1 protein-coding gene is annotated in these 1,988 nt (G+C 33.0%); it reads right to left on the bottom strand.

The features are described from left to right. Positions 1–265 precede the first annotated feature (265 nt). The gene (locus WA327_RS14895) at positions 266–979 is read right to left on the bottom strand and encodes a hypothetical protein (RefSeq protein ID WP_336071042.1); all 714 of its coding nucleotides are present in this window, start codon (positions 977–979) and stop codon (positions 266–268) included. Between the last annotated feature and the right edge of the window lie 1,009 nt (positions 980–1,988).

Below are 1,988 nucleotides of genomic sequence, written 5' to 3'. Positions count from 1 at the left end.
AATTCAGCGTCACGTTTCGGTTTCGAGTATTAAATTCAGTTTCCGTTATGTTTTTTTGCGCAAAGTTCCGCTATTTTCAAAGTTCAGAATTCGCACGATTTTCACGCTTAGTTTTTAATTCGGCTATTGCAACCAACGGTTTGGGCTATGAGTAGTTGCGTGGTTTAGCGCTTAACTTTGCAAGTACACACCAAACTGAAAATCCGCGAGGATTTTCAGAAGTAGGCGAGAACAAGCAATTACTTATAGCCATTGTTGTAAGCAGTTATTTAAATCGGTTAATATTTTGTTTGAAATAATTTTCAATATTCGGTTTTTGGTCTGTTTGTCTAAATCTAAATATTTGGTTTTCAACTGTGATTTTGTTAGTTCTGAATTCCTTTTCACTTTTTATCACAAAACTTGTGTCAGATTCAATCGTTCCATTTATTTCGTATAAGTAAGCTGAATTGAAAGAGTCCTTTGTTGGGTTTTGCATTTCAATTCGATAAAGTTGTATTTTTATACTGTCCTGTTCAATTTGAGCCAAACCTTTATTTCCAATTTCATTAGGTTTAAATCCGCAAATTCTTTTTGTCCTTTTGTCAGTTGAATATTGGGATTCAAGCATTAATTCAATCGTTTTGTGTGCACTCTCATATGTGTTTTCATAGTTTTCTTTTTCCGCACAATAAAAATGTGAAAGTCCGTTAATTCCGCCAATATTGATAACAAAACCATCTTCATAAATAAAAAATACTGACAGATATTTTATTTTATTATTTCCAGTATTTTCTATATAATTATCAATGAAGGGTGGTGGATTTTCTCCATATTCAAATTCCAATTCCGTATAATAATATCCATTTAGTTTTAGTTGTTCGTTAGTTAACGAATTGTTCTCAAAATCAATCAGTTTATCTTTATGATGAGTCTTAAAAATTCCGCAAGAATTGAAAGTCAAAACCATTATAATTATCAGTAATATTCTATTTCTCACGGTTTTTCTTTTAATTGCTTACAACGGTTTGGTATAGATTTAGTTGCGGCTTAAAATCCGAAGGATTTTCAGCATTAAGCAACTAAGATAAGAAATTGGTATGAATTTCCGTAGGAAATTCAGTAGCAATTGAATATATACCTTGTTAACTACAGTATTGTGTTGATTTATGTGATTCAGCTGGCGAAATAGTAAAGAGAAAACTTGTTTTTATTCCACTTTTTTTTCGTAATATTCCGTTTTACCGTTTTACCGTTTTACCGTTTCAGTTTTTTAGTTTTAGTTCCGTTTTGAGCGACAGAATACGACCGCAATTCATTCAATTCCGCACGAGTCATTTAAGAGTTCAGTTCCGTTTACCGTTTTAAAATTCAGATCCATGACAGGCTAAAATTCTGTTTTCAATTTTTTAGAGTTACGTTGCTATAAATCAGCAAGAATTGAGCGTTTTTGGTTGATGCAATATTGTAGTTAACGTTAGCGTATAAATTTCAGTTGCGGAAAATCGGTACGATTTTCCGATTAAGACTGAAAGATAGAAAATTGCAATGAATTTCCGTAGGAAATTCAGCCGCAATTGAATTTATACAATGTTGGTTACAGTTATATTTCAGTTTTTGGTTCATTCAGAGTTTTGTTTTGCGTTTTGCTATTCAATTCCACGTTTTGATTCCGCAATTTTGGAATTCGATAGAGTAGAAGTGATTAATTCACGTTTTTTTAAATTCCGCTCGAGTGAATTTCTGTGCACAGTTTAGTTTTACATTTCCATTCAGCCTCACGTTTCGGTTTCGAGTATTAAATTCAGTTTCCGTTATGTTTTTTTGCGCAAAGTTCCGCTGTTTTCAAAGTTCAGAATTCGCACAATTTTCACACTTAGTTTTTAATTCCGCCATTGTAACCAACGGTCTCGTATAACCGTCAGTTGCGTTGGTTTTGGCACTAAGTTAGTTAAAAAGTACAAACCTTTGGCGTTCGCGAGGATTTTCCGCTTAGGAAAATCCGAAGC

The organism is Mesoflavibacter sp. CH_XMU1404-2, assembly GCF_037029465.1.
Lineage (GTDB): Bacteria > Bacteroidota > Bacteroidia > Flavobacteriales > Flavobacteriaceae > Mesoflavibacter.
This window is presented reverse-complemented; position numbering and strand designations above follow the sequence as displayed.